At 72.1% G+C, this 25,318-nt stretch carries 21 protein-coding genes; 16 read left to right on the plus strand and 5 right to left on the minus strand.

What is annotated here, in order from left to right; genetic code table 11:
* Positions 1-73 precede the first annotated feature (73 nt).
* Together OG446_RS08980 and OG446_RS08985 are read left to right on the plus strand one after the other, a co-directional pair.
* Positions 74-1,879 carry a phosphatidylglycerol lysyltransferase domain-containing protein gene (locus OG446_RS08980; RefSeq protein WP_328893513.1) on the plus strand — a complete coding sequence of 602 codons (1,806 nt, stop codon included), beginning with the start codon at positions 74-76 and terminating at the stop codon, positions 1,877-1,879.
* Complete coding sequence (locus tag OG446_RS08985) at positions 1,876-2,634, plus strand: hypothetical protein (protein ID WP_328893514.1); 759 nt, start codon at positions 1,876-1,878, stop codon at positions 2,632-2,634. Before OG446_RS08980 ends, OG446_RS08985 begins: the two co-directional genes overlap by 4 nt.
* On the opposite strand, the gene OG446_RS08990 is transcribed toward OG446_RS08985, so the two are convergent.
* Positions 2,535-3,296, minus strand: a complete 762-nt coding sequence (locus OG446_RS08990) for a hypothetical protein (RefSeq protein ID WP_328893515.1) — start codon at positions 3,294-3,296, stop codon at positions 2,535-2,537. The two genes, OG446_RS08985 and OG446_RS08990, sit on opposite strands and share 100 nt — an antisense overlap.
* Before the next feature lie 88 nt (positions 3,297-3,384).
* On the opposite strand from OG446_RS08990, the gene OG446_RS08995 reads away from it, so the two are divergent.
* Positions 3,385-4,164 (plus strand): adenosylcobinamide-GDP ribazoletransferase, encoded by a 780-nt coding sequence (locus OG446_RS08995; protein ID WP_328893516.1) that lies wholly within the window; start codon positions 3,385-3,387, stop codon positions 4,162-4,164.
* 18 nt (positions 4,165-4,182) lie between these two features.
* On the opposite strand, the gene OG446_RS09000 is transcribed toward OG446_RS08995, so the two are convergent.
* Positions 4,183-5,040, minus strand: coding sequence for an endo alpha-1,4 polygalactosaminidase (locus tag OG446_RS09000; protein WP_328898245.1), 858 nt, complete (start codon positions 5,038-5,040; stop codon positions 4,183-4,185).
* A 263-nt stretch (positions 5,041-5,303) separates the two neighbouring features.
* Here OG446_RS09000 and OG446_RS09005 point away from each other — a divergent pair, with 263 nt between their 5' ends.
* The 7 genes from OG446_RS09005 (at position 5,304) to OG446_RS09035 (ending at position 16,279) form a co-directional block, all read left to right on the plus strand.
* Positions 5,304-6,857, plus strand: coding sequence for a leucyl aminopeptidase (locus tag OG446_RS09005; RefSeq protein ID WP_328893517.1), 1,554 nt, complete (start codon positions 5,304-5,306; stop codon positions 6,855-6,857).
* Between the two features lie 335 nt (positions 6,858-7,192).
* The gene (gene lpdA / locus OG446_RS09010) at positions 7,193-8,581 is read left to right on the plus strand and encodes a dihydrolipoyl dehydrogenase (RefSeq protein WP_328893518.1); all 1,389 of its coding nucleotides are present in this window, start codon (positions 7,193-7,195) and stop codon (positions 8,579-8,581) included.
* Positions 8,582-8,641: 60 nt separating this feature from the next.
* Positions 8,642-10,450, plus strand: a complete 1,809-nt coding sequence (gene sucB / locus OG446_RS09015) for a 2-oxoglutarate dehydrogenase, E2 component, dihydrolipoamide succinyltransferase (RefSeq protein ID WP_328893519.1) — start codon at positions 8,642-8,644, stop codon at positions 10,448-10,450.
* 147 nt (positions 10,451-10,597) lie between these two features.
* A complete protein-coding gene (locus tag OG446_RS09020) occupies positions 10,598-11,221 on the plus strand; it encodes a GntR family transcriptional regulator (protein ID WP_148017657.1) in 624 nt (207 codons plus the stop codon).
* A gap of 379 nt (positions 11,222-11,600) precedes the next feature.
* Entirely contained in the window at positions 11,601-14,270 is a 2,670-nt protein-coding gene (gene aceE / locus OG446_RS09025) for a pyruvate dehydrogenase (acetyl-transferring), homodimeric type (RefSeq protein ID WP_328893520.1), read from the plus strand.
* A 449-nt stretch (positions 14,271-14,719) separates the two neighbouring features.
* A complete protein-coding gene (locus OG446_RS09030) occupies positions 14,720-15,697 on the plus strand; it encodes a helix-turn-helix transcriptional regulator (RefSeq protein ID WP_328893521.1) in 978 nt (325 codons plus the stop codon).
* 60 nt (positions 15,698-15,757) lie between these two features.
* Positions 15,758-16,279, plus strand: coding sequence for a DUF4240 domain-containing protein (locus OG446_RS09035; RefSeq protein ID WP_328893522.1), 522 nt, complete (start codon positions 15,758-15,760; stop codon positions 16,277-16,279).
* Between the two features lie 16 nt (positions 16,280-16,295).
* Here the strand turns inward: OG446_RS09035 and OG446_RS09040 are convergent, their stop codons facing one another.
* Positions 16,296-16,823, minus strand: a complete 528-nt coding sequence (locus OG446_RS09040; protein WP_328893523.1) for a GNAT family N-acetyltransferase — start codon at positions 16,821-16,823, stop codon at positions 16,296-16,298.
* 63 nt (positions 16,824-16,886) lie between these two features.
* Here OG446_RS09040 and OG446_RS09045 point away from each other — a divergent pair, with 63 nt between their 5' ends.
* Together OG446_RS09045 and OG446_RS09050 are read left to right on the plus strand one after the other, a co-directional pair.
* A complete protein-coding gene (locus OG446_RS09045) occupies positions 16,887-17,786 on the plus strand; it encodes a TIGR01777 family oxidoreductase (RefSeq protein WP_328898246.1) in 900 nt (299 codons plus the stop codon).
* A 191-nt stretch (positions 17,787-17,977) separates the two neighbouring features.
* Entirely contained in the window at positions 17,978-19,324 is a 1,347-nt protein-coding gene (locus OG446_RS09050; RefSeq protein WP_328893524.1) for an NAD(P)/FAD-dependent oxidoreductase, read from the plus strand.
* A gap of 12 nt (positions 19,325-19,336) precedes the next feature.
* Here OG446_RS09050 and OG446_RS09055 read toward each other — a convergent pair whose 3' ends face one another.
* Positions 19,337-21,013: a regulator gene (locus OG446_RS09055; RefSeq protein ID WP_328893525.1), complete on the minus strand. Its 1,677-nt coding sequence runs from the start codon at positions 21,011-21,013 to the stop codon at positions 19,337-19,339.
* 316 nt (positions 21,014-21,329) lie between these two features.
* Between OG446_RS09055 and lipB the strand changes: the two genes are divergently transcribed.
* The 4 genes from lipB to OG446_RS09075 all read left to right on the plus strand — a co-directional run bounded on the left by lipB (position 21,330) and on the right by OG446_RS09075 (position 24,481).
* Entirely contained in the window at positions 21,330-22,142 is an 813-nt protein-coding gene (gene lipB, locus OG446_RS09060; protein WP_328893526.1) for a lipoyl(octanoyl) transferase LipB, read from the plus strand.
* Positions 22,143-22,274: 132 nt separating this feature from the next.
* A complete protein-coding gene (gene lipA / locus OG446_RS09065; RefSeq protein ID WP_328893527.1) occupies positions 22,275-23,240 on the plus strand; it encodes a lipoyl synthase in 966 nt (321 codons plus the stop codon).
* Positions 23,241-23,550: 310 nt separating this feature from the next.
* The gene (locus OG446_RS09070; protein ID WP_328893528.1) at positions 23,551-23,751 is read left to right on the plus strand and encodes an SCO2195 family GlnR-regulated protein; all 201 of its coding nucleotides are present in this window, start codon (positions 23,551-23,553) and stop codon (positions 23,749-23,751) included.
* Between the two features lie 19 nt (positions 23,752-23,770).
* Positions 23,771-24,481, plus strand: a complete 711-nt coding sequence (locus OG446_RS09075; RefSeq protein ID WP_306069852.1) for a DUF4191 domain-containing protein — start codon at positions 23,771-23,773, stop codon at positions 24,479-24,481.
* A gap of 114 nt (positions 24,482-24,595) precedes the next feature.
* On the opposite strand, the gene OG446_RS09080 is transcribed toward OG446_RS09075, so the two are convergent.
* Positions 24,596-25,063, minus strand: coding sequence for an RDD family protein (locus tag OG446_RS09080; protein WP_328893529.1), 468 nt, complete (start codon positions 25,061-25,063; stop codon positions 24,596-24,598).
* Positions 25,064-25,318 lie beyond the last annotated feature (255 nt).

The following is a 25,318-nucleotide window of genomic DNA, read 5'->3' on the forward strand; positions in this document are numbered from 1 at the left end:
ACTGCGGCTGTCCGGACACCGGCCGCAGCGCGGTCCCTTTCATGAAACGCGATGCCCCATATGATCGCTTTTCATGGGAGAGGTCTGCTTCGCCAGCGAGGAATCCGGCCGGACCGCCGTCCGGCCGCAGAGCACCGACCGGTCGCGGCGGGGCGCGGCCTTCGCCATCTGGTACCTGCGCGTGGTGTCGTTCCTCAATTTCCTGAGCGCCGTCTGGGTCACCTTCGGCCAGGACCTCCGGCGTCACAACACCGAGAACTACTTCACGCCCTACCTGCTCACCGCGGGCTTCTCCTCCGGCGTCGTCGCCCTGTTCCTGGCGGTCACGATGCGCCGTCGCAAACGGGCCGCGTGGATCGTCAACACGGTGCTGAGCGGCCTCACCCTGCTGCTCTTCGCTGCGGTGATCGGCTTCCCGGAGGTGCGGCGGTATCCGCAGAACTGGATCTCGCTCGCGCTGACCGCCGCCTTCGTCCTCGCGCTCGCCCTCGGCCGGCGGGAGTTCTACGCGAAGGGCGACCGGTCCAACCCGAAGCTGGCCGCGCTGGTGGCGGTCGGCGGGCTGCTGGTCACCTCGCTGATCGCCGCCGGCCTGGTCACGCTCACCAACACCGCGCACGACGAGCACCGTTCGACGTTCCTGGACCGCTGGCGCTACGGCGCGCTGCGCCTGGTCTCCGTCGCCGCCGACGACTCCCGCTTCCCCGGCATCTCGACGCCGGGCTGGGTGAACGTCGTCATCAACATCCTTTCCACGCTGCTGCTCATCGCCGTCGTGTACGTGGCGTTCCGGGCCCGCCGCGCGGTCGACCCGATCACTCCCGAGGACGAGGCGGCGCTGCGCGCCCTGCTCGGGCGGCACGGCGAACGGGACTCGCTCGGCTACTTCGCGCTGCGCCGCGAGAAGAGCGTCGTCTGGTCACCGACCGGGAAGGCCGCCGTCGCCTACCGGGTGGTCGGCGGCGTGTCGCTGGCCTCCGGCGACCCGATCGGCGACCCCGAGGCCTGGCCCGGCGCGATCGGCCCCTGGCTGGCCGAGGCACGCGCGCACGGCTGGATCCCGGCGGCCATGGGGGTCAGCGAGGAGGGCGGCACGATCTACGCCCGGCACGGCCTCGACGCCCTGGAGCTGGGCGACGAGGCGATCGTGGAGACGGGCGAGTTCACCCTGGACGGGCGGGCGATGCGGACCGTCCGGCAGGCGTACAACCGGGTGAAGCGGGCGGGTTACGAGGTGACGGTGCGCCGCCACGCGGACATCCCCGAGGCCGAGATGGCCGAACTGGTGCGCCGGGCCGACGACTGGCGCGACGGCGCGACCGAACGCGGCTTCTCGATGGCGCTGGGCAGGCTGGGCGACCCGGCCGACGGGCAGTGCGTCATGCTCGAATGCCGTGATGCGCCCCCTGCCGAGGGCGGCGGACCCGGTGCGCTGCGCGCCGTGCTCAGCTTCGTCCCCTGGGGTCCGCACGGCCTCTCGCTGGACCTGATGCGCCGTGACCGGGACGCCGAGAACGGCCTGATGGAGTTCATGGTCATCGAACTCCTGCAACGCGCCGAGAAGATCGGCGTCACCCAGGTCTCACTGAACTTCGCCATGTTCCGCTCCGTCTTCGAGCGCGGATCACGGCTCGGCGCCGGGCCGGTGCTCAGGCTCTGGCGTTCGCTGCTCAGCTTCTTCTCCCGGTGGTGGCAGATCGAGTCGCTCTACCGCGCCAACGCCAAGTACCGGCCCATCTGGGAACCTCGCTACCTGCTCTTCGAGAAGAGCGCGGACCTGCCGCGCATCGGCATCGCCGCGGGCCGCGCCGAAGGCTTCCTGGAGGCGCCCGGACTGCCCAAGTGGCTGCACCGCTCGAAGCTCGGACCGCGTGGATGACCCCGCTGCACACGCTCGGGCGGGCGGCCCGCCGGGAGTGGGGCCCGCTGTGGACGACGGTACGCACGGCGCTCGCCACCGAGCGGCTGCGGGCCGTCCCGATGACCCTGGCCGCGGTCTGTCTGACGGCGCTGCTCCAGGTGGTGCAGAACCGGTCCTGGGGCTACGGGCCGGTGCAGGCGCTCGGAGCGGTGCGGGCCGAGGATCCGCTCCCGGTGGCTCTGCTGCGTACCCCGTTGTCCCTGTTCGTCCCGGCGCTCGACCTGCCGGTCTGGGGTGCGCTGGCCCAGGTGCTGCTGGTGTTCGGGACCGCCGAGATCTGCCTGGGGCGTTGGCGGACGCTGCTGATCGCGTACGTCGCGACGCTGGCCGGGACGCTGTACGCGCGGATCGGCGTCGCGGTCGGCCCCGACGGGCTCCTGGGCCTGCCCGGCTCCGACGCGCAGATCGTCGACACCGGGCCCTCGGCGGCCGTGGTCGCCCTGGCCGTCTGCGTCTGCTGCACCTACCGGGCCCGGTTCACCGGCGGGCTGGTGATCGTGGCGATGGTGGCGGAGATCGCGGTGAAGGACAACCTGGCGGGCAAGGAGCACCTGGCGGCCATCGCGACGGCGCTCGTGCTGTGCACGGTGCCGGCCCTGCGCGGGCGGCGCCGTCAGGGTTTGGGTGAGGGAGCGGGCACCCTGTCCGGTGCGCCGCCGATCAGGTCCTGGAACTTTCGCCGCGGCCCGGCCCATCGGACATCGTGGTGGTAGGCGCGCAGCACCGAGCGGGACCGGGCCCGGTGCCGGTTGCGGTAGAACCGCTTGGCCCACATCGAGGTCGGTCTGGCCAGCCGGACCGCCCCGACCAGGGCGACGAACGGAACCAGGGTGCCGAGCACCGCCATCCGCGCCTTGCCCTTGAACAGCGCGATCAGCACGAAGCAGAAGTTGACGACGAGGGTGAGGACGAGGCCGAGCCGGCCCTGTTGCTGATCGTCGCTCAGATCGTCCACGCCGAGCGGCGAGAACCCGCCGAGCACCAGCAGGACGAGGGCGGCGGTGAGGACCACGACCTCCACGCTCTGACGGCCCTGCTCGGTCCAGTACACGTCGTCCATGTGAAGGATCAGGGCGAACTCGTCCAGTACGAGCCCCGCGCCCACGCCGAAGACGACCGCACAGGCCCCGGCCGCGAAGCCCTGCTTCCCGCTGGCCACCGCGCCGAACCCGCCGACCACGCTCAGCACCACGCCCGGCACCACGTGGTGGACATGGACCCCGCCCGGCGTGATGTTGCCAAAGGGCCCCTTGCCGGCCCGGATCATCCGGGTGATGACCCGGGTGACGGCGAACGTCAGCACGAAGGCGGCCAGCGCCAGGAGCAGGGGCAGCTTCCCCGGCTCGATGATGTTCCGATCGAACCAGTGACCCATCCCACCCACTCCCGATAAGTCGTAGTTGCCCCGCTTCGTTATGTTCCGCACAATCTATCGGCCGCGCCCACCGATTAGCCTGCGCGCCGTGACCTCCCTGAACAGCCACGGCCTGCGTTTCGCCTTCGGCACCCTCACCGTGCTCCCCGTCCGCGTCACCCGCTGGGACCGCGAGACCGCCCGGGCCGGGATGCTCTGCGCCCCGCTGGCGGGCCTCGCCGTGGGGTCCCTGGCGGCGGTGCCCGGCACCCTGTTGCTGCTGCTGGGCTCGGGGCCGCTGCTCGCCGCGGTCGCCTCGGCCGCCGTTCCGGCGGCCCTCACCCGGGGGCTGCACCTGGACGGTCTCGCGGACACCGCCGACGGTCTGGGCAGCGGCAAGCCGGCCGACGACGCACTGCGGATCATGAAGCAGTCGGACATTGGGCCGTTCGGTGTGATCACCCTGCTGTTCGTCCTGCTCGCCCAGGTGGCGGTCCTTCAGCAGTTGTACGCGCAGGGCTGGGCGCAGGGCGCTGTGGCGGCCGCCGTGTCCGGTGTCGTCGCCCGGCTCGCGCTCACGCTGGCCTCCCGGCGCGGTGTCCCCGCGGCCCGGCCGGAGGGGCTCGGCGCCGCGGTCGCGGGCACGGTCCCGGCGGCGGGCGCGGTGGTGACGGCGGTCCTGACCGTGGCGGCCTGCGCGGGCGCCGGGGCACTGCTCGGCGGGTACGGGGCGCTGCGGTGCGCCCTCGCCGCCCTGGCCGCGCTCGCGGTGGCCCAGCTGCTGCTGCGGCACTGTGTGCGGCGCTTCGGCGGGGTGACCGGCGACGTGTTCGGCGCGCTGGCGGAGACGGCGGCGACGGTGACGCTCGTGGGGCTGGCCCTCGGCTGAGCCCCCTCGGACGTCCCGTCAGGCCCCCGCCTGCGGGCACCGCTCCCGCCAGACACCGAGTTCGTACTTCTTCAGCAGCGAGCTCAGCCCCAGACGCCGGGACTGCCCGCAGAACCGCGCCACGGGCAGCTCGTACTCCACGTGGAAGACCGCCTTGCCCGCCTCGACGAACGGGGAGAGCTCCTCGCACTCCTCGTACTGGGCGCACTGTTCGTTGACCGCGAAGTCGAAGTCGTCCACCAGCTCGGGGATCTGGGGCAGGTCGTTCTTCAGGCCGACGGCGAGGTGGTGGCGGTGGGCGATGCGGGCGACGAGACGGTTGTAGCGCAGCTGGTCGGCGGCGGTCAGCGGGAAGCCGCTCGGATTGCGGTAGCCGTCCATGTTGTCGGGCTCGACCGCGTCAAAGCCCTTCTTCGCGCACATGGAGATCCGGCTCTCCATCAGCGGTTCCAGGACGTCGGTGCGCCGGATGTCGAGCCAGCGCTCCCCCTCCCAGCCGTTGCCCTTGCCGAGGACCGCCGTGGGGAACCTCGCCGCGTCCGGGCGGAACTCCTCCCAGGCACCCGTGGACAGGTAGCAGATGACCTTGCGCCCCTTGCGGTGCAGCTCGGCCACCTGCCCCGCGTCGTGGTCGAAGCCGTCGATGTCGTACACCGGGGCGTCCACGGACGTGTCCAGCCGGCCGGAGAGCTGCCACTGCCAGTCGGTGCCCGGCTCCGGCTGCCAGCGCGCCGCGGCGGACCGCCCGGAGGAGGCGGGCGAGGGCGTGGACCCGGGTGCCGAGGTGCAGCCGGCCAGCATCACCAACAGAATCAGTACGGTGGCGGGCAGGGCCTTCGGCCGGCCGCTCACCCGGGCGGTCATCCGGTCGTCCATCGTTCCCCCTGGATCCATCCGCAGGACGTCCGCCAACGCCTGTGCGGCCGCGGTCCGTTCCGCCGGGAAGATCATCCCGGTGTGACAACCGTACGGCCGCCGCGGCGCACTGACGGCCCGCCGCCGTAATCGGGCAGCAAAGGCGCGCGTAGGCTCATTCCCGGCACATCGCGGGCGGCGTCTACGATGCGCCGGGCACGGTCGGCCACCCCTCGACCAGCACAGACCGGAAAAGAACTCAACGGAAGCGAGATTTCACCACCGTGACTGCTCTCACTCTCAGCACTGCCGGTGCGGCGACGCTTCGCGCCGACGCGCTCGTCGTCGGCGTCGCCAAGGGCGCCGGCTCCAAGTCCGGGGACCTGGTCCTGGCGCCGGGCGCCGAGGCCGTGGACAAGGCGTTCGGCGGGAAGCTCGCCACCGTCCTGGCGACCCTGGGCGCCTCCGGTGCCGAGGGCGAACTGACCAAGCTCCCCGCACCCGACGGCCTGAAGGTCCCGGTCGTCATCGCGGCCGGACTCGGCCCGGTCCCGGAGAAGGACGGCGCGTACGACGCCGAGGCGCTGCGCCGGGCCGCGGGCTCCGCCGCCCGCTCGCTCGCCGGCTCGAAGAAGGCCGGCTTCGCGCTGCCCATCGCCTCCGTCGAGGACGCCGAGGCCATCGCGGAGGGCGCCCTGCTGGGCGCGTACGCCTTCACCGCCTACCAGGGCGGCGAGAACAGGCTCGCCCCCAAGGGTGCCAAGGCCGACGGCCCGAAGCTGCCGCTCGGCGAGGTCGCCGTCCTCGGCGCCAAGCCGCGCGACAAGGCCTTCAAGGCCGCCGCCGAGCGCGCCCTCGCGCTGGTCGAGGAGATCAACCGCGCCCGCGACCTGGTCAACACCCCGCCGAACGACCTGTACCCCGAGTCCTTCGCCGCCGTGGCCACGGCCGCCGGCAAGGAGCACGGCATCAAGGTGCAGGTCCTCGACGAGAAGGCGCTCGTCAAGGGCGGCTTCGGCGGTCTGCTCGGCGTCGGCCAGGGCGCGGCCCGCGGCCCGCGCCTGGTGAAGCTCGCCTACACGCACCCGAAGGCGGAGAAGACCCTGGCCCTGGTGGGCAAGGGCATCACCTACGACTCGGGCGGCATCTCGCTGAAGCCGGCCGGCCACAACGAGACGATGAAGTGCGACATGGCCGGCGCCGCCGCCGTGTTCGCGACCGTCGTCGCGGCCGCCCGTCTGGGCCTGCGGGTCAACGTCACCGGCTGGCTGGCGCTCGCCGAGAACATGCCGTCGGGCAACGCCACCCGCCCCGGTGACGTGCTCCACATGTACAGCGGCAAGACCGTCGAGGTCCTCAACACGGACGCCGAGGGCCGGCTCGTCCTCGCCGACGCGCTGACCCGCGCCTCCGAGGAGAACCCGGACGCGATCGTCGACGTGGCGACCCTGACCGGCGCGATGGTGCTGGCCCTGGGCAACCGCACCTTCGGCATCATGGCGAACGACGACGCGTTCCGTACCTCGATCCACGAGATCGCCGAGGAGGTCGGTGAGGCCTCCTGGCCGATGCCGCTCCCCGCCGACCTGCGCAAGGGCATGGACTCCCCGACCGCCGACATCGCCAACATGGGCGAGCGGATGGGCGGCGGCCTGGTGGCCGGTCTGTTCCTTCAGGAGTTCGTGGGCGAGGGCATCGCCTGGGCGCACCTGGACATCGCGGGCCCGGCCTTCCACGAGGGCGCCCCGTACGGCTACACGCCGAAGGGCGGGACCGGATCCGCGGTCCGCACCCTGGTGAAGCTGGCGGAGCGCACCGCGGCCGGAGACCTCGGCTGAGCCGGCAGCTGATGTACGGCCCCGGGCATACGTCCGGGGCCGTACGTGTTGCATCCACGGCACCGCAGCAGGGCCCAGGCGGTTTCGCTCTGGACGAAACCCGACGGAATCGGCCTGTCCCTACGCAGCGGTAACCCACTGGGACGGACGATGATCCGTCTCAGACACGGGCCCCGCGTCCCGCCCACCGTCAACAAGTGCGAAGATGGGTTCTCGGCAGGACAGGGCCCCCACCACAGGGCCGAATGACAAAAGCGGCCGAACACCAGCCGACCGGCCGGTCACACCCCGATGACGGGGCCCGGCGTACGGCGCACATGCATGGAGGACGTGACGTGGCGAACGACGCCAGCACCGTTTTCGACCTAGTGATCCTCGGCGGTGGTAGCGGCGGTTATGCCGCGGCCCTGCGCGGAGCGCAGCTGGGCCTGGACGTCGCTCTGATCGAGAAGGGCAAGGTCGGCGGCACCTGCCTGCACAACGGCTGCATCCCCACGAAGGCCCTGCTGCACGCCGGTGAGATCGCCGACCAGGCGCGCGAGGCCGACCAGTTCGGTGTCAAGGCCACCTTCGAGGGCATCGACATGGCGGCCGTCCACAAGTACAAGGACGACGTGATCTCGGGCCTGTACAAGGGTCTGCAGGGTCTCGTCGCCTCCCGCAAGGTGCACTACATCGAGGGCGAGGGACGGCTCTCCTCCCCCACCTCGGTGGATGTGAACGGCCAGCGCATCCAGGGCCGCCACGTGCTCCTGGCGACCGGCTCCGTGCCGAAGTCGCTCCCGGGTCTGGAGATCGACGGCAACCGCGTCATCTCCTCGGACCACGCGCTGAAGCTGGACCGGGTCCCGAAGTCCGCGATCGTGCTGGGCGGCGGCGTCATCGGCGTCGAGTTCGCCTCGGCGTGGAAGTCCTTCGGCACCGACGTCACCATCGTCGAGGGCCTGAAGCACCTGGTCCCGGTCGAGGACGAGAACAGCTCGAAGCTTCTTGAGCGCGCGTTCCGCAAGCGCGGCATCAAGTTCAACCTCGGTACGTTCTTCCAGGGTGTCGAGTACACCCAGGACGGCGTCCGGGTGACCCTCGCCGACGGCAAGACCTTCGAGGCGGAGCTGCTGCTCGTCGCGATCGGCCGCGGCCCGGTCTCGCAGGGCCTCGGTTACGAGGAGGCGGGCGTCGCGATGGACCGCGGCTACGTCCTCGTCGACGAGTACATGCAGACGAACGTTCCGACGATCTCGGCCGTGGGCGACCTGGTCCCGACCCTTCAGCTGGCGCACGTCGGCTTCGCCGAGGGCATCCTCGTGGCGGAGCGTCTGGCCGGCATGAAGACCGTCCCGATCGACTACGACGGTGTCCCGAAGGTGACGTACTGCCACCCCGAGGTCGCCTCCGTGGGCATCACCGAGGCCAAGGCCAAGGAGCTCTACGGCGCGGACAAGGTCGTCGCGCTGAAGTACAACCTCGCGGGCAACGGCAAGAGCAAGATCCTCAAGACCGCCGGCGAGATCAAGCTCGTCCAGGTCAAGGACGGTGCCGTGGTCGGCGTCCACATGGTGGGCGACCGGATGGGCGAGCAGGTCGGCGAAGCCCAGCTGATCTACAACTGGGAGGCGCTGCCGGCCGAGGTCGCGCAGCTCATCCACGCCCACCCGACGCAGAACGAGGCAATGGGCGAGGCCCACCTGGCCCTCGCCGGCAAGCCCCTGCACTCCCACGACTGATCAGTCGACCGGGCGCGACGACCGACCACTTCCGCATTTTCGTTAGGAGCAACTGAAACCATGTCGGTTTCCGTAACCCTTCCGGCGCTCGGCGAGAGCGTCACCGAGGGCACTGTCACCCGCTGGCTGAAGGCCGAGGGCGAGCGCGTCGAGGCCGACGAGCCGCTGCTGGAGGTGTCGACCGACAAGGTCGACACCGAGATCCCGGCTCCCGCCTCCGGCATTCTGGCCTCCATCAAGGTCGCCGAGGACGAGACCGTCGAGGTCGGCGCCGAGCTGGCCGTCATCGACGACGGCACCGGTGCCCCGGCACCCGCCGCGGCTCCGGCTGCCGAGCCCGAGGCCGCCCCGGCCCCGGCGCCCGCCGCCGAGGCCCCCGCAGCTCCGGCCCCCGCTGCCGAGGCTCCGGCCGCCGCACCCGCCGGTGGTGCCTCCGGCACCGACGTCACCCTTCCGGCGCTCGGCGAGAGCGTCACCGAGGGCACCGTCACCCGCTGGCTGAAGGAGGTCGGCGAGGAGGTCACGGAGGACGAGCCCCTCCTCGAGGTCTCCACGGACAAGGTCGACACCGAGATCCCGGCCCCGGTCTCCGGCGTGCTGCTGGAGATCGTCGTCGCCGAGGACGAGACCGCCGAGGTCGGCGCCAAGCTGGCCGTCATCGGTGCTCCCGGTGCTGCCCCGGCCGCTGCTCCGGCTGCTGCCGCTCCGGCTCCGGCTGCCGCCGCTCCGGCTCCGGCCGCTGCTCCGGCTCCGGCTGCTGCCGCTCCGGCTGCCGCCGCCCCCGCGCCGGCCGCTCCCGCCCCGGCTCCGGTGGCTCCCGCCGCGCCTGCCGCCGCTCCGGCCCCGGCCGCTCCGGCGCCCGTCGCCGCAGCGCCGGCTCCGGTCACCCCGGCGGCTCCGGCCGCTCCGGCCGCGACCTCCGGTGACGACGGCGCGTACGTCACGCCGCTGGTCCGCAAGCTCGCCGCCGAGAACGGCGTCGACCTGGGCGCGGTCAAGGGCACCGGTGTCGGTGGCCGTATCCGCAAGCAGGACGTCGTGGAGGCGGCCGCCGCCGCGGAGGCCGCCAAGGCCGCCGCAGCCGCTCCGGCCCCCGCTGCCGCCGCTGCACCGGCCGCCTCCAAGGCGCCGAAGCTCGAGGTGTCCCCGCTGCGCGGTCAGACCGTCAAGATGACCCGCATGCGCAAGGTCATCGGCGACAACATGATGAAGGCGCTGCACTCGCAGGCCCAGCTGACCTCGGTCGTCGAGGTCGACGTCACGAAGCTGATGAAGCTGCGCAACAAGGCGAAGGACGGCTTCGCGGCCCGTGAGGGCGTCAAGCTCTCCCCGATGCCGTTCTACGTCAAGGCCGCCGCCCAGGCGCTGAAGGCCCACCCGGTCGTCAACGCCCGGATCAACGAGGACGAAGGCACGATCACGTACTTCGACTCGGAGAACATCGGCATCGCCGTGGACGCCGAGAAGGGTCTGATGACCCCGGTCATCAAGGGTGCGGGCGACCTCAACATCGCCGGTATCTCGAAGAAGACCGCCGAGCTGGCCGGCAAGGCCCGCGGTGGCGGCCTGACGCCGGACGACATGTCCGGTGCCACCTTCACCATCAGCAACACCGGTTCGCGCGGTGCGCTGTTCGACACCGTCATCGTGCCGCCGAACCAGGCAGCCATCCTGGGCATCGGCGCCACCGTCAAGCGTCCCGCGGTCATCGAGACCGAGGAGGGCACCGTCATCGGCGTCCGCGACATGACGTACCTCTCGCTCTCCTACGACCACCGTCTGGTGGACGGCGCGGACGCCGCCCGTTACCTGACCGCGGTCAAGGCGATCCTGGAGGCCGGTGAGTTCGAGGTCGAGCTCGGCCTCTGAGCACCGCAGTTGTAACCAGCCTCACCAGCGGCGCCCCCGTCCGGAACACTCCCGGGCGGGGGCGCCGCCGTATTGTCTAGACACCACCGGTCGCTCCGGCCGCCGAGTTGGTGCAGGCAGCACCGGTTTGCCCCGAAGGAGCCACTCATGACCCCGCCCGTCGTCCACTCGCTGCGCGAACAGATCCGCGAGCACATCGTGGACGGGATCGTCAGCGGGCGCTGGAAGCCGGGTGAGCGGATCGTGGAGCGGCGCATCGCCACCGAGCTGGAGGTCAGCCAGACGCCCGTGCGCGAGGCGCTGCGCGAGCTGGAGACGCTCCGGCTGATCGAGTCGGCGCCCAACAAGGGCGTCCGGGTCCGCAACCTCACCGCGGCCGATCTGGAGGAGAGCTACCCGGTACGGGCCGGCCTGGAGCAGATCGCCGCGGAGCTGGCGGCCCCGGGGCTCGGCGAGGACTGCTCCCTGCTCGCCCCGCACGTGACGGCGCTGTACGAGGCGGACCGGCTGGCCGACGGCGAGGCGCAGGTGCGCCACACGGTGGGCTTCCACCGGGAGATGGTCCGGGCGGCCGGCAACGCCGTCCTGCTGCACACCTGGGAGGGGCTGGGCATCGAGGTGTTCACGGCCCTCTCGATCCGCTGGCTGGGCACGGTGCAGAAGTCGTACGCCGAGGAGCACGAGGCGCTCATCGAGGCGTTCCTGCGGAAGGACCCGGACATCGGGGTGCTGGTCAAGGCACATGTGCTCGGCTGCGCGCCGCGCGCCTGAGGCCGGGCGGCACACGCCAGAGGCCGGCGCGACACATCGTCGGGGCCCGGGGCCGCACACGCCCGAGGCCGGCGCGACACACCCTTGAGGCCCGGGGCGGCACACGCCTGAGGCCGACGCGCACCGCGGTGCGCATGTGTAGTGAGGGGCGCTCGCCTGTGCAGGTGAGCGCCCCTTTTGCCTGCTATATCCCGTCACTCCGTGCCCCGTTTCGCGGCACCCCATGCCACTTTCTTCATATCGAGAAGTTTTGCCTTTCATCCTTTGATCGATCATCGATCGGAGCCTTACAGTTCACTCCGCGGGCCCACCGGCCCCATCGCCCTGTCCTGCCAGTCAGGGACTTCTCCACCCCCCTCCTCACCGGAAGGCGGCGATCATGACCGACCCCGTAGGAAAGCTTCCGAGCGAGCTCGACCAGCTCCCGGACCGCGACCCGGAGGAGACCGCCGAATGGGCGGCCTCCCTGGATGCCGTCACCAAGGCCGCGGGCCCGCACCGTGCCGCGTATCTGATGCGCCGCTCGCTCCAGCACGCCGAGGGCGCCGGTCTCGCGCTGCCCAAGCTGCTGGAGACCGATTACGTCAACTCCATCCCCACCGCCGCGGAGCCCGCCTTCGACGGCGACCTGGAGATGGAATCGCGGATCACCGCGTGGAACCGCTGGAACGCGGCCGCGATGGTCACCCGTGGCTCCCGCTTCGGCGTCGGCGGCCACATCGCGACCTTCGCCTCGGCGGCCTGGCTGTACGAGACCGGCTTCAACCACTTCTTCCGCGGCAAGGAGGGGGACGGCTCCGGCGACCAGCTCTACATCCAGGGCCATGCCTCCCCCGGCATCTATGCCCGCGCCTTCCTCGACGGCCGGCTCAGCGAGCAGCAGCTCGACAACTTCCGCCAGGAGGCGGGTGGCGACGGTCTGCCGTCCTACCCGCACCCGCGTCGGCTGCCCTGGCTGTGGGAGTTCCCCACCGTGTCGATGGGCCTCGGCCCGCTCTCGGCGATCTACCAGGCACGCTTCAACCGCTACCTGGCCAACCGCAACATCAAGGACACGTCGAACTCGCACGTCTGGGCCTTCCTGGGCGACGGCGAGATGGACGAGCCCGAGTCGACCGCCGCCCTCGCCCTCGCGGCGCGTGAGCAGCTCGACAACCTGACCTTCGTCATCAACTGCAACCTGCAGCGCCTCGACGGTCCGGTCCGCGCCAACTTCCGCGTGGTGCAGGAGCTGGAGGGCGCCTTCCGCGGCGCCGGCTGGAACGTCGTCAAGACGCTCTGGGGCACCGCCTGGGACGAGCTGTTCCAGCTCGACACCACGGGTGCGCTGGTGCGCCGGCTCCGCGAGGTCCCGGACGCGCAGTTCCAGACGTACGCCACCCGCGACGTCGCCTACATCCGCCAGCACTTCTTCGGCGCCGAGCCCGCGCTCGCCGAGCTGGCGAAGCTCCTCACCGACGCGAAGATCGCGGAGTGCTTCCACTCCTCGCGCGGCGGCCACGAGGCCCGCAAGGTGTACGCGGCCTACCGGGCGGCGCTCGCGCACAAGGGTGCGCCGACGGTGATCCTGGCGCAGACGGTGAAGGGCTACACGCTCGGCCCCGGCTTCGAGTCGCGCAACGCCAACCACCAGATGAAGAAGCTGGACGGCAAGCAGTTCCGCGCCATGCGCGACCTGCTGGAGCTGCCGATCCCGGACTCGAAGCTGGACGAGGGCCTGGTGCCGTACGGCCACCCGGGCGCCGACTCCCCCGAGGTCCGCTACCTCCAGGAGCGCCGCGCCGCCCTCGGCGGCCCCGCCCCGGCCCGCCGGGTGCACGCGGTGGCGCTGCCGCAGCCCGAGGAGCGCGCGTTCGCCGCGCTGAAGAAGGGCTCCGGCAAGCAGGAACTGGCCACCACCATGGCGTTCGTCCGCCTGGCCAAGGACCTGATGCGGGACAAGGAAACCGGCAAGCGCTGGGTTCCGATCGTCCCCGACGAGGCCCGCACCTTCGGCATGGAGGCGCTGTTCCCGTCGGCCGGCATCTACTCGCCGCTGGGCCAGACGTACGATCCGGTCGACCGCGACCAGCTGATGTACTACAAGGAAGCCAAGGACGGCCAGGTCCTCAACGAGGGCATCACCGAGGCCGGCGCGATGGCCGACTTCATCGCCGCGTCCACGTCGTACGCGACGCACGGCGAGCCGATGATCCCGTTCTACATCTTCTACTCGATGTTCGGGTGGCAGCGCACGGGTGACCAGTTCTGGCAGCTCGGCGACCAGCTCGGCCGCGGCTTCGTGGTCGGCGCCACGGCGGGCCGTACGACGCTGACGGGTGAGGGTCTCCAGCACGCGGACGGCCACTCGCACCTGATCGCGTCCACGAACCCGGCGTCGCTCAACTACGACCCGGCGTTCGCGTACGAGATCGCGGTGATCGTCCAGGACGGTCTGCGGAGGATGTACGGCCCCGAGGCCGAGAACGTCTTCTACTACCTGACGGTCTACAACGAGCCGAAGCCGCAGCCCGCGATGCCGGAAGGCGTCGAGGAGGGCATCCTCAAGGGCCTCTACCGGTTCAAGGAGGGCACGCCCGCGAAGGCGGACAGCCCGCGCGTGCAGCTGATGGCCTCCGGTACGGCGATCCACTGGACCCTGGAGGCCCAGGAGCTGCTGGCCGCGGACTGGGGTGTCACGGCCGACGTCTGGTCCGCCACCTCGTGGGGCGAGCTGCGCCGCGACGCGCTGGAGTGCGACGAGGCGCTGCTCCGCGGTGAGCTGCGGGTGCCGTACGTGACCCAGGCGCTGGAAGGCGCACCGGGCCCGGTCCTCGCGGTCAGCGACTGGATGCGCCAGGTGCCGGACCAGATCAGCCAGTGGGTCGAGCAGGACTGGACCTCGCTCGGCACGGACGGCTTCGGCCTCTCCGACACCCGTGACGCGGCGCGCCGCCACTTCGGCGTCGACCCCCAGTCGATCACGGTCGCGGCCCTGGCCCAGCTGGCCCGTCGCGGCGAGGTGCCGGCGTCCGCGGTCAAGGAAGCCCGCGAGCGGTACGGGCTCTGACGGCCCGGAGGACGGGGCACGGGTCTTTCCCGCGCCCCGTCCTCCGCGTACGTCCGCCCCGCTCCGGCACCGGCTCTGTCCTCAATCGCCGGACGGGCTTGATGTGCCCACCCGTGCGCTGTCACGCGCGGCTGCACTCCGGCCTCGATCACGGTCAGGCCTGATCGGCCCGCCCGAACGCTGCCATGTCCGGCACCGGCCTTGTCCTCAAACGCCGGACAGGCTCGATTTGCGCACCCGTGCGCTGTCGTGTCCGGCCGCTGCTCGTACGACAGCCCCGTCCGGGCCGCCCTTCCCACCCGGCCAGGGCACATTCAAGCCCGGCCGGCGATTGAGGCCATCTTGGGAGCCGGCCGGCGATTGAGGCCACATCCAGCCCGGCCGGCGCTTGAGGCCGCCGCGCCCGGACCGGAGCCACACGCATCCCCCACCGCGGCCACAATGGCCGCATGCGTGCTGCCCGGCTCATCCGAATGGTGCTGCTCCTGCAGTCCCGCCCCGCCATGACCGCCGCCGAGCTCGCCCACGAGCTCCAGGTGTCGGAGCGGACCGTCACCCGGGACGCGCAGGCGCTCTCCGAGGCCGGGATCCCCGTCTACTCGGAGCGGGGCCGCGCGGGTGGGTACCGGCTCGTCGGCGGGTACCGCACCGGACTCACCGGGCTGGCCCGGGACGAGGCCGAGGCGCTCTTCCTCTCCGGCCTGCCCTCCGCCCTGCGCGAGATGGGTCTGGCCGACGCCGCGTCCGCCGCCCGGCTCAAGGTGTCGGCAGCCCTCCTGCCCTCCCTGCGGGACGCCTCCGCCGGCGCCGCCCGGCGCTTCCACCTGGACGCACCGGGCTGGTACCAGGAACCGGTTACACCGGAGCTCCTGCCCGCCGTGGCCGAGGCGGTGTGGGACGACCGGACGATGCGCGCCCACTACCGGCGGGCCGGCCGGGACACCGAGGTGGAGCGTGAGCTGGCCCCGTACGGTCTCGTCCTCAAGGCCGGCGTCTGGTACCTCTGCGCCCGTGCGGAGGAGGACTTCCGGGTCTACCGGATCGACCGCTTCACGGCCGTGACCGTGTCGGACACCCGGTTCGTCCGGGACGACAGCTTCGACCTGCCCGCGTTCTGGGACGCACGCGCGGCCCAGTTCGCCCGGTCGCTCCTGCGGGCCGAGGTGACGCTGCGGCTCTCGGAGGCCGGGGTGCGCAGGCTGCCGCACGCCGTGGACCGAGTCGCGGCCCGGAACGCGCTGGAGGGGGCCGGTGCGCCCGGGGCCGACGGGTGGGTCACGGTCACCCTGCCGGTCGAGTCCCTGGACGTCGCGTTCGGTCAGCTGCTGGCCCTGGGGCCGGAGTTGGAGGTGCTGGAGCCGGCCACGCTGCGCGGCAGGTTCGCGGCGGCCGCCGAAGCGCTCCACTCGCTCTATGTGAGGCCGTAAGGCTTCATTTCGGCGTCTGGGCGTGCATCGGCCCTCTTGGGGGCAGATGCTGGACCCGTGATGGACGAGACGGAATTCTGGGAGCTCATCGACAGCACTCGCGAGGCCGCCGACGGCGACCCCGAGGACCATGCCGACCTGCTCGTCGAACGGCTGGTGCAGCTCGATCCCGATTCCGTGCTGGACTTCGCGCGGCACTTCGAGGCCCGCTACAACCGGGCGTACCGCTGGGACCTGTGGGCGGCCGCCGCCGTGCTGCTCGGCGGGGCGAGCGACGACGCCTTCGACTACTTCCGCTGCTGGCTGATCGGCCAGGGCCGGGAGGTCTTCGAGGGCGCGGTGCACGATCCGGACAGCCTGGCCGAGCTCCTCGACGACTTCGACGACGAGCTGGACGGGGACGCGGAAGAACTGGGCTACGCCGCCGACGAGGCGTACGAGCAGCTCACCGGTGTGGTCGCGCCGGACCTCGGGCTGCCGCCGCAGCCGGTCGAGCCGGAGGGAACCCCGTTCGGCTTCGAGGACGACGCGGTCCTCGCGGCGCGGCTGCCCGAGCTGTGGCAGCGGTTCGGCGCCGGTTGAGGCGCGGCCGGCCCGGTCACGGGCCGAGCGGCCGGCCCATCAGCACGTCGTCCACGTAGCGCCCGCCCAGGAAGAACTCGCCGGGCAGGACTCCCTCGACGGTGAACCCCTCCGACTCGTACAGCGCGCGGGCGGGCGCGTTGTGCGCCAGTACCCGCAGGGTGATCCGGTTGGCGCCCTGGCCGCGAGCCGTACCGCACGCCGCGCGGACCAGCGTGCGGCCGGTGCCGCGGCCCCGTGCCCAGGCGGCCACGGCGAGGCCCTGTATCTGCCGGACGTGGGAGTTGCAGGCCAGCGGAGTGGGCGGCACGACGCGTATGTACCCGGCGATGACCGTCTCGCCCGCCGGGTTCACCGCGTCGGCCACCAGGATGTCCTGCGGCAGGTGCCGGTCGTCGAAGAACGGCGGGTACGGCGGCTGCGGGCTCGGGGTCACCGCGTGCAGCGTCGACCAGGTGCTCCGGTCGAGCTCCGCGAGAGCGGGGCCGTCGTCGAGGACCGCGGGACGGACAAGGGGCGCGGGAAGAGGGAAGGACTCGGCCATAAGCGTCACTGTGCCATGCGTCGCCTGCGGCATGTGGGGCAGGATGGACTCATGCCGCGACCTGTGCCGCACTCCCGTATCGCCGTCACCGGATCGACCGGACTCATCGGAGCGGCGCTGGTGCGTTCGCTGCGGTCCGACGGGCACGAGGTGGTCCGGCTGGTCCGGCGGCCTGCCCGGTCGGGCGACGAGGTGGAGTGGGACCCCAAGCGGGATTACGTGGACGTGGCCGGTCTGGTGGGCTGCGACGCCGTCGTCCATCTCGCCGGGGCCGGGGTCGGCGACCATCGCTGGACCGAGGCGTACAAGCGGGAGATCCGGGACAGCCGGGTGCTGGGCACGGCCACGATCGCCGAGGCCGTCGCCTCCCTGGACGTCCCGCCGAAGGTGCTGCTGTCCGGGTCCGCGATCGGCTACTACGGCGACACCGGGGACCGTTCCGTGGACGAGGGCGCGCCGCCCGGCGACGGGTTCCTGCCCTCGGTGTGCGTGGAGTGGGAGGAGGCCACGGCCGCCGCGGAGGAGGCCGGTGTGCGGACCGTGCACGCCCGCACCGGACTGGTCGTCGCCCGGGAGGGCGGTGCCTGGGGCCGGCTCTTCCCGCTGTTCCGCGCGGGGCTCGGCGGCCGGCTCGGCAACGGCCGGCAGTACTGGAGCTTCATCGCGCTGCACGACCACATCGCGGCGCTGCGGCACGTCCTGGACACCCCGGAGCTGTCCGGGCCGGTCAATCTGACGGGTCCGGCCCCGGTCACCAACGGCGAGGTGACGGCGGCGATGGGCCGGGTGCTGCGCCGGCCCACGCTGTTCACCGCTCCGGCGCCCGTACTGCGGATCGCCCTGGGCGACTTCTCCGAGGATGTGCTGGGCAGTCAGCGGGTGCTGCCGGGACGGCTGCTGGACTCCGGGTTCGCGTTCGCCTTCCCCGGGATCGACGCCGCCATCCGGGCGGCTCTGCGCTGACCCCGCCGCCCAGGCGCCGTCCTCCGTCGCTTCGTTCGGACGGACGTGCGACCCCGTGCAACGGTGCCCCGGCCCGCGCGCGACTGCGCAGAATCCCGCCACCCTCCTAGCCTCATGCCGAACTCGCGCATTCCGGGGGCCGGTTGAGGGCAAGAGCCTCCCACCAGTTGCGCCGACTCGGGGAGGGGCACGTGCTCAGCACGGCACACCACGCGGACGTCGTCATCATCGGGGCCGGGATCGCCGGCCTGTCAGCGGCCCACCGACTGACCAGTGCGGGAGTGAGCGTCAGCGTCCTGGAGGCCGGCCCACGGGTCGGCGGCCGGATGATGACCGACGAGGTGGACGGGTTCCGGCTCGACCACCTGGGCCCACTTCTCAACACCTCGTATCCGGAGCTGCAGGCGACGCCCGGACTCGACGGACTCGTCCTGCGGAACTTCGATCCCGGCGTGCTCGTCCACAGCGAGGGCCGCCGGTACCGGACCGGGGAGATACGCAGCCCCCGGGGCTCACGCAGCGCGCGGGGCGCACTCAAGGCAGCACGCGCCCTCGCAAGCGCCCCCCGGGCCCCCCTGAGCGGGAGCCTCACCGGGGCCATGGGCGGAGCGATCGACCAGGCCCGGCTCGGGGTGGCGCTGGCCCGGCTCGCGGCCACCCCACGGGCCCGCGTGCTGGCCCGGCCCGAACGGGCCGCGCTCGACGCGCTGGCCGGCCGCGGCCTGTCCGCCCGGACGCTGAACGGATTCGTGCGCCCCCTGCTCACGGCGCTGCTCAGCGACCCCGCGCTCGCCACGTCGAGCCGGTGCGCCGACCTCGCGCTGCGCGGCTACGCGAGCGGCAGGCTCTGCGTACCGTCGGGGGGTTCGGCCACGCTGCCGGATCTGCTCGCGGCCGCGCTGCCGCCCGGCACCGTACGCACGGGCGTGCACGTCACATCGGCGGACATCACCGCGGTGCGCACCAAGGAACACGGCGAGGTCGGCTGCCGCTCCCTGCTGCTGGCGACCGGCGCGGGCGCCGCCGCCGAGCTGCTGCCCGGTCTGCGCGTGCCGCCCTTCCACCCCGTCACGGTGCTCCACCACACCGCCCCCGCTCCCCCGCCGACCGGCGCCTCGCTGCTCCTGGACGCCGACCGCGCGGGCCCGGTCGCGCACACCGCGGTGATGAGCGAGGTCGACCCGTCGCGCGCGCCGCACGGCCGGGTCCTGATCAGCTCGACGGTGCTCGGTACGCCGCCGCCCGATCTGGACCGCTCGGTCCGCGCACATCTCGCATCGCTCTACGGCACGCCCACCGACGACTGGGAACTGCTGGCGGCCCACCACGATCCGGAGGCGGTACCCGCCATGCCGCCCCCGCACGACCCGCAGCGTCCGGTCCGGCTGCTCGCGGGGCTGTACGTGTGCGGCGACCACCGTGACACCGGGTCGGTGCAGGGGGCCCTGTCCTCCGGCCGGCGCGCGGCCGGGGCGATCCTCACCGATCTCGGGGTGCGGTCGGCCGGGGGCACCGCGGCACTCCCGGAGGCCGCCTGAGGCGTTACGCGTTCACCCCAGCGCGGCCACCCGCTCGCGGTAGCCGCGGACCGCTGCGGCGTCCCGGAAGGGTTCGAGGCGCCGCTCGAAGTCCCGTACGTACTCCGTGGCGCGTACCGACCGCATCTCGGCGGCCTGCTGCGCGGCTTCCGCACCCAGCCGACAGGCCTGGTCGAGCTCGCCGAGCCCGAGCCGGGCGGAGGCCAGCACCACGCGGCAGAAGAGCCGGCTGCGGGCGTACGCGGGGGCGCGCAGCTGGAGCGAGCGCTCCGCGTGCTGCGCGGCGGCCCGGTACTGCTGGAGGTCGCGGTAGCAGTGCCCGAACTCGTCGGCGAGCTGGGCCTCGTCGAAGTAGCGCGCCCAGTGCGGCACCTCGTCGCCGGGGCGGGACGCCTCCAGCGCGCGTTCCGCCCGGGTGAGCGAGGCCGCGCAGGCCTTGGCGTCGCCGAGGACCCCGTGGCCCCGTGCCTCGACCGCGTGCAGCAGGGCCAGGACGGCGTGGGGCGCGGACGAACCGACGCCCTGCTGAGCCACCCGTGCCAGCTGGACCGCCTCCCGGCCGTGCCCGAGGTAGACGGCCTGCCGGCTCATCGTGATCAGGACGAAGCTGCCGTAGGCCCGGTCACCGGCGGCCTGGGCCAGCCGGAGCGCCTGCACGAAGTAGCGCTGAGCGAGCCCATGGGCCGCGATGTCGTACGAGGTCCAGCCCGCGAGCCGGGTCAGATCGGCGGCGGCGGCGAAGAGCCGCCGCCCGGTGGCCTCCCCGTACGTGCCGCGCAGCATCGGCTCCGCCTCGTGCTCCAGGTACCGGACGAGGGCCTGCCGGGCGTGGCCGCCTCCGTAGGCGTTGTCCAGGGTGCGGAAGAGCTCACCGACCGAGCGGAGGGCGGCTACGTCACCGCTGCTGACCTTCTGGCCGGAGCCCCGCTCGGTCTGCCGCTGCCTGGGGACGCCGGCGGGCCCGGCCACGAGGGCGGCCGGGGAGCCGCCCGGCGCGTGCGGGCCGGCGGGCCGGGACGGGGTGGGCCCGCGCAGGCCGTGCCGGACACCGGGCCCGGGCGCGCCGCCCTGCTCGGGCACCCCGGGCACGGACCCGCCGGGGCCGCTTCCGTACGGCCCGTGCGCCGCGCCGACGTGCGTCCCGACGGCCCCGGGCACCGGACGCTGCCCGGCGTGCGCCGGGGCGGCCCCGTGCACCCTGGCGGCCTGGCCCGCGACGGCGGCGCCCTCTCCGGCCCGTCCCACCCACTCGTCCGCCCGGCCGATCAGCCAGTCCCGGCTGGGGACGACCAGCCCCGCCGGGGTGAAGGCGATCTTCCGCAGCTCCACATGGCTGCCGGAGTCCTTGCGCCACAGCCCGCTGACGATGTCGACCGCCTCGGCGGGCGTGGCCGCGAACTCCAGGCCCGCGTAGACCGGCGCGCAGGCGTCCAGTCCCAGGTCCTGCGCGGAGAGCCGGCGGCCGAGCCGCCGGGTGAAGACCTCCGCGATCAGCGCGGGCGTGGTGCCGCGCGGCTGCTGTCCGCGGAGCCAGCGGGTCACGGAGGTCTTGTCGTACCGCAGGTCGAGGCCGTGTTCGAGTCCGAGCTGGTCCACCCGGCGGGCGAGGCCGGCGTTGGAGAACCCGGCTTCGGTGATGAGTGAGGCGAGTCGGCGGTTGGGGGTGCGCTGCGGAGGTCGTTCCGACATCAGCTGTACGGTCTCCTGCCTACGGGGCCGGGCGGGCAGCCCCTCAGGGACTGTTCTGTGTTCTCCCCGACGCGTCGCGGTGCTGGGCCGGGCCCGAGGGAACGGCGCGAATTTAGCGGCCTCCGGGCCTACCCCGGCCGCCTTCGCATCACATTCATCCGATCGTGTGAGGATTGAGGGCGGCGCTGACGGGAACCACCTGCCGGGCCCCCGCTCCGGCACCGGTCGTACAGTGGCCGGAGGCGCGATTCGGTGCATGGTGACGGGACGACGGGACACCCCCGGCCCCGGCACCGCAAGTAGAGAGGCTGCTGTCGTGACTGAGCTTCGGTTCGTCCGTCTGGGATTCGGCGAGGATGCCGTCGACTACCAGGAGGCCTGGCAGAAGCAGCGCGAGGTGCACGCGGCGCGGTTCGAGGACGCCGTCCCCGACACCTGCCTGCTGCTGGAGCACCCGCCCGTCTACACGGCCGGCCGGCGCACAGCCGACAGCGAGCGCCCGCTGGACGGCACCCCGGTCATCGACGTGGACCGCGGCGGCAAGATCACCTGGCACGGTCCGGGCCAGCTGGTCGGCTACCCGATCCAGAAGCTGCCGCGCCCCGTGGACGTCGTCGCACACGTCCGCCGGCTGGAGGAGGCGCTGATCCGTACGGCCGCCGAGTTCGGCGTGGAGACCAGCCGGGTCGAGGGCCGCAGCGGAGTCTGGGTGCTGGGCGACCCGGTCGAGCAGCGCCCCGCGATCGGCGGTCTTTCGCTCGACTTCGACCCCCGGCTCCAGGACGAGGAGTTCGACGCCCGGCTGAACGGACCCGAGTACGCCCCGTCCAACGCCGGCCAGCGCCGCGAGGACCGCAAGCTCGCCGCGATCGGCATCCGGGTCGCCAAGGGTGTGACCATGCACGGCTTCTCGTTCAACGTGAACCCCGACAACACCTGGTTCGACCGGATCGTGCCGTGCGGCATCCGGGACGCGGGCGTCACCTCGCTCAGTTACGAGCTCGGCCGCGAGATCACCATCGCCCAGGTGCTCCCGGTCGCCGAGAAGCACCTGCGGGACATCCTGGAGAACGCCGAGCTCGCGCCGCGCGTCATCGAGCGCACAGACGATGCCGTGGCCACGGCCTGACCCTCGGAACACCTCCGCGGGAATAGGCCCTGCCGGCCACAGGTTGGGCAGACGTAAAGCCGTTTGAACTACGGGCGTACCCTGGTGTTCGCCGAAGAATCCAATGCAGCGAAAGCAAAGGGGAGTGCCGGAGTGTCCGCTGTCGCACCCGACGGGCGCAAGATGCTGCGCCTCGAGGTCCGAAACAGCCAGACCCCCATCGAGCGCAAGCCCGAGTGGATCAAAACTCGGGCGAAGATGGGCCCCGAGTACAACCAGCTGCAGAAACTCGTGAAGAGCGAGGGTCTGCACACGGTGTGCCAGGAGGCCGGCTGCCCCAACATCTTCGAGTGCTGGGAGGACCGCGAGGCCACGTTCCTCATCGGCGGCGACCAGTGCACCCGGCGCTGTGACTTCTGTCAGATCGACACGGGCAAGCCGCAGGCGCTCGACCGGGACGAACCCCGCCGCGTCGGCGAGTCGGTCGTCACGATGGACCTGAACTACGCCACCATCACGGGCGTCGCGCGCGACGACCTGGAGGACGGCGGCGCCTGGCTGTACGCGGAGACCGTCCGCCAGATCCACGCGCAGACGGCGGAGCGGGAGGGCGGCTACACCAAGGTGGAGCTGCTGATCCCCGACTTCAACGCGGAGCCCGAGCAGCTCGCCGAGGTCTTCTCCTCGCGCCCCGAGGTGCTGGGCCACAACGTGGAGACGGTGCCGCGGATCTTCAAGCGGATCCGCCCCGGCTTCCGTTACGAGCGCTCCCTGGAGGTCATCACCCGTGCCCGCGAGGCCGGTCTGGTGACCAAGTCCAACCTGATCCTCGGCATGGGCGAGACCCGCGAGGAAGTCAGCCAGGCACTGCGGGATCTGCATGACGCGGGCTGCGAGCTCATCACGATCACGCAGTACCTGCGGCCGACGCCCCGCCACCACCCCGTCGAGCGCTGGGTGAAGCCGCACGAGTTCGTGGAGCTCAAGGAGGAGGCCGACGCGATCGGCTACTCCGGTGTGATGTCCGGACCTCTCGTCCGCTCCTCGTACCGCGCGGGCCGGCTGTTCCAGCAGGCGATGGAGCGGCGTGGCGCGGAGGCCCCGGTGCCGACCGCGTAGCAGCGCCCGTGTGAATCCGAGCACAAGAAGCTACTGAACAGTACTGGCTGGTTCGACGCGGCCCGTCCCCTCCTCGCAGGTCCGAGGCGCGGATGGGCCGCTTCGGCGTGCGCGACGCCCGTATCAAGGTTTCATTGGTGTTTGACCGACCGGTCACGCGCTGGTAACACCAAGCAGTGACCCTGGATACAGGCAGCGCAGTGGTTCTCGCGGCCGCGTCGCCCCCTGCGCCCCGTATCCAGTCCGCACAGCACACTCCGCCCGCCGGGCACCGCCCGGTGAGCGCATCCGTTCCGAGGGGACTTCCACGATGCAGGCCGTGCCGGTACGCGCCACCGCCCTTCCGTCCGTCACCGATGCTCTCCGCGCCGTCGAGTCGCTGCTGCTGAGCAGCGGCCAGCGCACCGCCCGCCGAAACGCCTGGACGGCCGTCCTCGAGGACCGCCGCCGGGCCAAGGACCGGGTCGAGTCCGAGTACGTACTGGAGGCCGTGGCCGACCGCCGTTCCTAGGCCACGTAAACTTCATTGCATGGCGAGGAAGGCAAAAACCACTGAAGGCGCGGACAGCGCCGAGAACGCGGGGCGGCTCAAGCAGATCGCCCTGACCTACAAGATGACCAGGCGGTCCGACTCCAAGATCGGGCTTGTCGTCGCGGGTGTGGGAATCGTCACCTTCGGTGTCCTCCTCGCGATCGGTTTCCTGATCGGCCACCCTGTCTACCTGGGCATCCTGGGCTTCGTGCTCGCCCTCCTCGCGATGGCGATCGTCTTCGGGCGGCGTGCCGAGCGGGCGGCCTTCGGGCAGATGGAGGGACAGCCGGGCGCCGCCGCGGCCGTGCTGGACCGCGTGGGCCGCGGCTGGAGCACGACGCCGGCGGTCGCGATGAACCGCAGCCAGGACGTCGTCCACCGTGCCGTGGGCAAGGCGGGCATCGTGCTGGTGGCGGAGGGCAACCCGAACCGGGTGAAGAGCCTGCTCGCGGCCGAGAAGAAGAAGATGGCCCGCATCGTGGTCGACGTACCCGTGCACGACATCATCGTCGGCAACGGCGAGGGTCAGGTGCCGCTCAAGAAGGTGCGCACGACGATGCTGAAGCTGCCGCGCGTCCTGACCGGCCCGCAGGTGACGGCCGCCAACGACCGGCTGCGCGCCATGGGCGACCTGATGAGCAACATGCCGCTGCCGAAGGGCCCCATGCCGAAGGGCATGCGGATGCCGCGCGGCGGAAAGATGCGCTGAGCGGACTGAGAGAACGCACGAAGAGGGCGGGTCGCGAACCGGTGGTTCGTGACCCGCCCTCTTCGTGCTGCCCGTTGCTTCGCTTCGCGTTCCCTCGCCCGTCGCGCCCGTCCGTCAGATGCGGATCTGAACCGCGCGGGCCAGCCGGTCGTGCAGCCCACGGCCGTCGCGGTCCCAGACCAGGGCCGGGATCACCAGGCACAGCAGCACACTGCGCACCAGCACCCGGCCGAACCCCAGGCGCCCGCCGTCCTCGGCGACGACCTTGATGCGCAGCAGGCGCTTGCCCGGTGTGCAGCCGATGGTGCCGACGGTGAGCACACTCAGTACGAGGAAGACCCCGAGCGCCCAGTTTCCGGTCGCCTGCTGGTCACCGCGAGCGAACAGCCCGTATGCGATCAGCATGCACAGGGCCCAGTCCACGAAGATCGCGCCGAAACGCCGTCCGAGTGGGGCGATGGCCCCCGGCCCCTCCTCGGGAAGCCCGAGCCGCTTGCCCCGGTAGCCGAAGTCGGCGCCCATCTCCTCGGCGGCCGCACGCGGCCCGGAGAGCCACGATCCGATTGCTTGCCTATTGTCCACCCGACCACGGTACTGCGCCCGGTCCCGGCCCCCGCCGGGCGGGGGCCGGGACCATCGGGGACATCGCGCCGAAACCGGTCCGGAACCTGCCGGGAACCGCCCTGAGCCGCGCGCATGAGGTGCCGCTCACACCCGGCTCGGTTAACTTCGGCGAAACAAATGGGTCATGCTTGAGAAATCCGGTCTGCCTATGGTCGGGTCCAGCGTGTGCCACCGCACTGGCCACACAACGAGCTGCAACCCCGTCCCTCCCGG

This window comes from Streptomyces sp. NBC_00236, from assembly GCF_036195045.1.
Classification (GTDB): Bacteria; Actinomycetota; Actinomycetes; order Streptomycetales; family Streptomycetaceae; genus Streptomyces.